The organism is Frankia sp. CcWB2 (assembly GCF_977927585.1).
In genome coordinates this window covers 14,453-17,346 of sequence record NZ_CDWRCM010000060.1, presented here as the reverse complement: position 1 = coordinate 17,346, position 2,894 = coordinate 14,453, and the positions used below count along the sequence as shown (strand labels likewise).

2 protein-coding genes are annotated in these 2,894 nt (G+C 70.6%); both read left to right on the top strand.

What is annotated here, in order from left to right; all coding sequences use genetic code 11:
• Positions 1 to 1,595: McrB family protein (locus tag ACY45C_RS08815; RefSeq protein ID WP_462187131.1), on the top strand; the 1,595-nt coding region annotated here is incomplete at its 5' end.
• Positions 1,596 to 1,602: 7 nt separating this feature from the next.
• A complete protein-coding gene (locus ACY45C_RS08810) occupies positions 1,603 to 2,595 on the top strand; it encodes an McrC family protein (protein WP_462187130.1) in 993 nt (330 codons plus the stop codon).
• The last annotated feature ends 299 nt before the right edge of the window (positions 2,596 to 2,894 follow it).

The following is a 2,894-nucleotide window of genomic DNA, read 5'->3' as shown; positions in this document are numbered from 1 at the left end:
CGTTGGTCAGCACCAGCATCGTGCGTAACCTGCGGCGCCAGAAGGCGTTGGACTCCCGGGCCAAGAAGCTGCTCACCTTCGTCGATAACCGCCAGGACGCGAGCCTGCAGGCCGGGCATCTCAACGACTTCGTGCAGGTCACCCAGCTACGCGGCGCGGACCGGCGTGGCCGTTCGCTGGCGCGGGATCTCTGGCTGGCCGACGAGGTCTGTTCCCTGCCCGGTGACCGGCTGGAGGTGCGGCCCGGGGTCGACTGGGAACAGGGGCGCCGGGCGGTCGACCGCGAACACGCCTCGCTCACCTCGGCCCGGCGCGGCCGGCTCACCAGCGAGTACCACGCCTTCCTGAGCCGGATGCGGGAGAACGACCTCGTCGTCGTGAACGACCGTGACCAGTACTACGTCGGGGAGATCCTCGGACCGCCGGTGTTCGTCGAGAGCGTCGGGGGCGTCGCGGACCTGCAACGGCCGGTCCACTGGCGCAACGCCGACGAGCCGGTGAACTACCTCGATCTGCCCGATCGGGTGGCGGCCCTGCTCGGCAACGCGGAAGCGCGCATCGTCGATCTTTCCGATTTCGTCGCCGACCTCGACGCCCTGGTGCCCGCGCCCGCGCCGGTGACATCGATCGCGACGACGGGGGCCGTCCCCCAGAGCGCCGACGCCGACCTCGCCGGGCAGGTCCTCGGCGGGGACGATCTGCGCGAGGTCACGGACGAGTTCGCAGACGGCCTCTTTTACAGCCGGGACTGGTTGCGCAGGTGCGTCGAGCTTCTGCGGGACCGGCCGCAGCTCATCTTCTACGGCCCGCCCGGCACCGGCAAGACGTACCTCGCCCGGCACCTGGCCTGGCATCTCGCCGACGATCGGCGCGAGAACGTCACCCTCGTCCAGTTCCATCCGTCCTATATGTACGAGGACTTCTTCCAGGGTTTCCGCCCGGTGCAGGTGAAGGGTGGCGACGGTGACGCGGCCACCACCAACCGGATGTCCTTCGAGCTCGTGGACGGTCCGCTGCGCCGGCTCGCCACCGCCGCCGAGCTCAATCCCCGCCAGGCGTTCTTCTTGATCATCGATGAGATCAACCGGGGTGACCTGGCCAGGATCTTCGGTGAGCTGTACTTCCTGCTGGAATACCGCGGGGAGGCCGTCACCACCCAGTACGCCTCCGCGGACACGCGCGACTTCCAACTGCCGAAGAACCTGTTCATCATCGGCACGATGAACAGCGCGGACCGTTCGATCGCCGCCTTCGACCAGGCGCTGCGCCGACGGTTCACCTTCGTCGGGCTCCATCCGGACGTCGAACCGACCGCGTCCGTGCTGCGCCGCTGGCTCGCGGCACGCGACCTGCCCGACGAGGCGGCCCGCCTGCTCGGCGAGCTGAACCGCCGCATCGACGACCCGGACGCCCGCGTCGGCCCGTCCTACCTGATGCGCGACCGCGTCCACCAGAGTGCCGACGGCCTCGAGCGGGTGTGGGAACATCAGATCCTGCCGCTGCTGGCCGAACACCACGTCGGCGAGACCATCGATCTCGCCGCCCGGTACGGCCTACCGGCGCTGCGGCAGCCCCTCGGCCCCGCGGCAGGCTGATGCCATCATGCTTGCACCGGTGGAGCTGACCGAGGGCGCCGGGTGGCAGCGGCGGAAGCTGAGCCAGGGTCAGGCCGATGCGCTCGATGCCAGCGAGGTGGCGCAGGTGCGGCAACGGCGTGCCGACGGTACCTGCGAGGTCAAGGACAACGCCTTGGTCGGCACCGTGCGCCTCGGGTCGGGCGAGGAGGCGTTCGAGGTTCGCATCCGCCCCAAGGTCACCATCCGCCGTCTGCTGTTTTTGCTTGGCTACGCGCAGGATCGCGGCAGGTGGTTCGAGGACGAGGTTCAGGCGGCGGAGGAGCCGGATCTTCTGCCCGCGGTCGCCGTGGCGTTCGCCCGAACCGCCTCGCGGGCGCTCGCGCACGGGGTGCTGCGAGGCTATCGGCAGGTGGATGCGGCGCTTCCCGTCCTCCGCGGCCGGCTGCGCGAGTCCGCGCAGCTCCGGCGACGGTCCGGGGTGATGGTCCCCCTCGAGGTGCGCTATGACGAGCGCACCGTTGACATCGCCGAGAACCGGTTGCTGCTCGCCGCCACCCGCTCGCTGCTCGCCCTGGCCGGGGTGGCACCGGCCACCGCCCAGGAGCTGCGCCGTATCGCCGCAGCCCTGGACGGTGTGGCCGAGCCGGCGCACGGCCCCGTCAAGCCGCCGGACTGGGCGCCAACCCGGGTGAACGCGCCTTACCATGCGGCGCTCCGGCTCGCCGAGACGGTTCTGCGCTCGTCTTCCTTCGAACGGGAAGACGGGGAGACGCTCCGGGTGGACGGCTTCGTGGTGAAGATGTGGGAGGTCTTCGAGGACTTCGTGACCCACGCCGTCGACGAGGTCCTCACCCGTCGGGGCGGTGAGGTCCGCCTGCAGGACCGCACCCACCACCTCGACGAGGACCGGACGCTGGAGATGCGCCCCGATCTCGTGCTGTACCGGCCGGAGGGCCCGGGCGGGCGGATGATCCCGACGGTTGTCCTCGACGCGAAGTACCGGCTCGCGATCCGGTAGGGCGCGCCCGCGCACGTGTACCACCAGATGATCGCCTACTGTGCCCGGCTCGGCGCCCGGCAGGGACGGCTCGTCTACGCCGGCTCGGAGCGGGCCGACGGCCAGCCCGGCGGTCGTGGCGACGTCATCCGGCGCCGGATCGGGGGTCCCGCGCCCATCGCTCGTGACGTACGTGCTCGACCTGAGGCTCCCCCTGGCCGAGTTGCGGGCCAGGATCGAGCGGATCGCTGACGACATGATCACCCCGCCTGTCTGACGGAGCCCTCCGATCTCGCGGACCGGCCGGGTCCGTCCCCGTT

Coding starts and splice junctions, on each gene's coding strand:
- ACY45C_RS08810 (WP_462187130.1), top strand. CDS start 1,603: ATGCTTGCACCGGTGGAGCTGACCGAGGGCGCCGGGTGGCAGCGGCGG.